We start from the raw sequence: 3,483 nt of genomic DNA on the forward strand, positions 1-3,483 counted from the left end.
TTTAAATCGCTTTGTACGGTACCTTTTTGTCGATTTAAATGCATGCCTAATCGTAAAATGATCAGCACTTTTCACTACTTTGCTGTGGACCAAAGCGTTTCATTATCCCACCAATGCCATTTAGAGTCTCTTCAAGTTTTTGCTTGTGAATAACCGTAAGGGGGCTTGAATGCTCTTTCTCTGCTTGTTCTTTCAACTCCTTTTCACGGAATCTCAAAACAGCATTGCGTACAAAATTGGCTTTTCTCAAAAGACTGTTTTCTAAATCTCGACACAACCTGACAAGTTCTCGTGTGCTCGGAAAAAACGTATCGGATAAACAATTTATTTCATCACATAAAATCCGTTTGACCACTGTCATCAGTGACCATGCAGAGACATTTTCCAAAACCATTCCATAGGTCAACGCCATTCCCTCATGGTCTGATTGTTGTGCTATTTTCAAACCACACGACAGCATGCGAATAGCTTTTGCTATATCCTCTTTACCTGCTTTCACTGCGAAGAGCTCTTGCAATTGATCACCAGCCTCTAAAGCAATCGATTCCTGCTGTTTTGTTAATTGGCTGCCATCCTTCAAAACAAACGGACCGCTCGGAGGTATCATCGCATGAATGTGTTTCAAAATACCCTCGATTTCCGATATCAAGGAGACTGTCTGCGATACGCTTCCCAATGCTTTTTTGCTTTTGAGTGTAATCTCCATTGTTTCCACCGTTGTTGTTCGTGTTTTTCGTTTTCTCTAAATCATCAACCGCCTTGCGTACCCAGTTACGCCATGTTGCTTGCCAATCGATTTTGGTTGCATTTGCTTCGGCTTTTGAACGCCAATAATCTCGGAATTTTGCAATTTCGACTTTGACGCGCTCTGGAGGCAAGCCCTCTGCAATGGCAAAATCGTAATCGGGTTCAAAGTCTTCAGGCAATCGACAGCCCCGCTTAGCTTTTGACCGCTTAGCTTTTTTCGGAATGCTTGTCTGCTCGTGAATGGGAGGTTGGTTGTCTGATGAGGTTTTGATTTGCTCTGATGTGGTCTCAACAGCAGCAACCTCTGTTGGCTTGTCAACCTGTTCCTTTGTTTCTAAACTTTCAGAACCAATTTCTTTTTTTGCTAAAACGATAGTTTTAGTTTTTTTATATATATTCTTATTCTGGTTCTTTATAGCTTGATTTTGCTTAGCGTTTGCTTCAGCAAAAAAAACGTTTTGCTTGTCATTTGCTTCAGCAAAATTATTAACATGTTGTTTTGTATTGTTTTTTGCTTGTGCACCTTTTTTACCAGCCTCACTACGAACTTGCGATATGTGCTCTTTTTTATCAGAAAAATCTTTTAGCTCTTCTTCAACGCGCGTATTCCACAACCCATTATCTGTCTCAACAAGTTTATTATTTCTCATGAGATATTCGACAATAGCTGCAAATTTTTTCTGCGAACAATGACAAACGCGTGCAAGCGTTTGAAAATCTGTTTTAAGTGGTTCTTTTTTTTCATACATGTAAACGAGAAGGGTTATATAAACCCCCCGTTGTTCAGATGTCATTCCATTTGTACCACTTATCCAGTCATACAAATGGAATCTTATCCATGGCATACCATTAGACATGCGCATCCCCTTCTTTCATTAAATATAAATTAGTGATCATAATCCCCCCCTTAAGGCTGTTGCCTATTTATGCGTGAGCTGTGACAGAGCGCGTAGTCATAAGTTAAAAAAAATGAACTCACTCAATTCAAAAATACACTGCATGCTTCATCTCGTTGCATTCAATGTATAGACCGATTATATTTCTGAAAATTATCTATAAGATACTTTTTAAAACCATATGCGTCACTATATGCCCTGATGGACAATGAAGCTCCTAAAGTGCTTTGAGCTATCAAATTATCATTTGCATCAAGAGAAAAATTCCAATCAGAATCGCTAAAAACAATTGTGCTGCCGTCTGGAAAATCCATCTCTTTTATTGAATCTTTCAAAATGTGAAAAGTGTAATATGGTCTTTGCAATACCTTTGTAGAGCTTTGCATTTTTTTATGAGAGACATAAAAACAAAAAATCGTGATTACATTGGTCGTAAAAAGCATAATAATCGCTGCTAAACCGTAATCCATTTTATTTTCTTTCTCTACCTATTATTGTACCAGTGAACAAATACAATTATATTCAAAACGATAACCGATATGGACAGCAATGATATTGCTAAACCGTAATCCATTTTTATTTCCTTTCTTCCTATTATTTTTGCCTATTTAAGAGTGTGAATCGTGTTGCTGGTGTTCATTATTATCTGTAGGAGCAGCAATAAAAGCAGAACTAGAGCTAGAACTATCCTTCAACTTTTGCAGCTTTAAATAACTATTTAAAGATAGTCCTTTGCCTTGTTCCCAACGACAAACAGAAGCTTGCTTAACACCTAAAATATCTGCTAATTCCTTTTGTGTTAGCGATAAACACTTTCGGATAGATTTAATCTTTAATTTTTCCTCTGTGTCCATTTGAGTTAAGCTCCTTAATTTTAACCATATACGCAATTGTATAGAGTTAATTAAAAAAAACAATAGATTTTTTTAATTTTAAAATCATAAGTAACTAATTATGACGAAAAATATCATTGCGACATTGCAAGTATTGCAATCTGAGTTTGGTCTTAATCAAAAAGATCTTGCCGATAGATTAAATGTAACCCAAGCGACCGTGTCAAGATGGTTAGGAAGTGAATCAGATCCCAGAGGTTCACACAGAGACGCAATTTTAGAACTTTATAAAAGCTTAAAAGGTTATAATCAAATTACTACAGTTGTTCCTGTTATGGGGTATGTAGGAGCAGGATTAGAGATTGATACCGATGTTGAGCAAATCCCAGAAGATGGGCTTGAAACAATCGAAATACCATTTGATTTGCCTTTTGAAACAATAGGATTCATGGTTCGTGGAGATTCCATGTATCCCGTGTATAAAGATGGTGATTTAATCGTAGTTAAACATCTGCAAACAAAGCCAATGAGCGATTATTACGGTGATGAAGTTGTCGTTCTAACAGAAGATAATAGGCGTTTTATCAAACAAATTACTCGCTCTTCAGAGGGCATTGTACTCAAATCATGGAATGCGCTACCAATTAAAAATGCAAAGATAAAATGGGTTGGAGAAATAGTTGCAATATTACCGCGCAAATCCTATCGTCTACTTATGAAATAATCCCAATAAAGTTTTTGATTCTATTGCTTGTGAAGATGGCATTTAAGTGAAAATGCAAAAAAAATGAAATATATGCGATTTTTTGCTTGCTTGTATTTATACATTTACGTATAAGTAATTATACAAACCACGCACAAACAATCGCCAAGAGGCGTTAGGGAGGAAAAATTATGGAAAATCCAATTCTTATAAATTCTGATGAAATTTTATTAGTTGTCTATGATGATGATCAAAACATTGGTCGGTCGGGACCACTGGATGAAAGCCAAGTTCTAAAAATTAT

Annotated in this window: 5 protein-coding genes; 1 reads left to right on the plus strand and 4 read right to left on the minus strand. The window is 36.4% G+C overall.

The window, feature by feature from the left end; genetic code table 11:
- Positions 1 to 61: 61 nt before the first annotated feature.
- The 4 genes from ACFIQE_RS09200 to ACFIQE_RS09215 all read right to left on the minus strand — a co-directional run bounded on the left by ACFIQE_RS09200 (position 62) and on the right by ACFIQE_RS09215 (position 2,497).
- Positions 62 to 580 (minus strand): hypothetical protein, encoded by a 519-nt coding sequence (locus tag ACFIQE_RS09200; protein ID WP_375707593.1) that lies wholly within the window; start codon positions 578 to 580, stop codon positions 62 to 64.
- Positions 522 to 1,604: a DUF1376 domain-containing protein gene (locus ACFIQE_RS09205; RefSeq protein WP_375707594.1), complete on the minus strand. Its 1,083-nt coding sequence runs from the start codon at positions 1,602 to 1,604 to the stop codon at positions 522 to 524. Before ACFIQE_RS09205 ends, ACFIQE_RS09200 begins: the two co-directional genes overlap by 59 nt.
- Positions 1,605 to 1,765: 161 nt before the next feature.
- A complete protein-coding gene (locus tag ACFIQE_RS09210) occupies positions 1,766 to 2,113 on the minus strand; it encodes a hypothetical protein (protein WP_375640816.1) in 348 nt (115 codons plus the stop codon).
- A 138-nt stretch (positions 2,114 to 2,251) separates the two neighbouring features.
- Positions 2,252 to 2,497 (minus strand): helix-turn-helix transcriptional regulator, encoded by a 246-nt coding sequence (locus ACFIQE_RS09215; protein ID WP_375707595.1) that lies wholly within the window; start codon positions 2,495 to 2,497, stop codon positions 2,252 to 2,254.
- 100 nt (positions 2,498 to 2,597) lie between these two features.
- Here ACFIQE_RS09215 and ACFIQE_RS09220 point away from each other — a divergent pair, with 100 nt between their 5' ends.
- Positions 2,598 to 3,200 (plus strand): S24 family peptidase, encoded by a 603-nt coding sequence (locus ACFIQE_RS09220; RefSeq protein WP_375613929.1) that lies wholly within the window; start codon positions 2,598 to 2,600, stop codon positions 3,198 to 3,200.
- Positions 3,201 to 3,483 lie beyond the last annotated feature (283 nt).

It is taken from the genome of Bartonella sp. AA1HLJMS, assembly GCF_042197445.1.
GTDB lineage: Bacteria > Pseudomonadota > Alphaproteobacteria > Rhizobiales > Rhizobiaceae > Bartonella.

Coding starts and splice junctions, on each gene's coding strand:
- ACFIQE_RS09205 (WP_375707594.1), bottom strand. CDS start 1,604: ATGTCTAATGGTATGCCATGGATAAGATTCCATTTGTATGACTGGATA.
- ACFIQE_RS09210 (WP_375640816.1), bottom strand. CDS start 2,113: ATGGATTACGGTTTAGCAGCGATTATTATGCTTTTTACGACCAATGTA.
- ACFIQE_RS09215 (WP_375707595.1), bottom strand. CDS start 2,497: ATGGACACAGAGGAAAAATTAAAGATTAAATCTATCCGAAAGTGTTTA.
- ACFIQE_RS09220 (WP_375613929.1), top strand. CDS start 2,598: ATGACGAAAAATATCATTGCGACATTGCAAGTATTGCAATCTGAGTTT.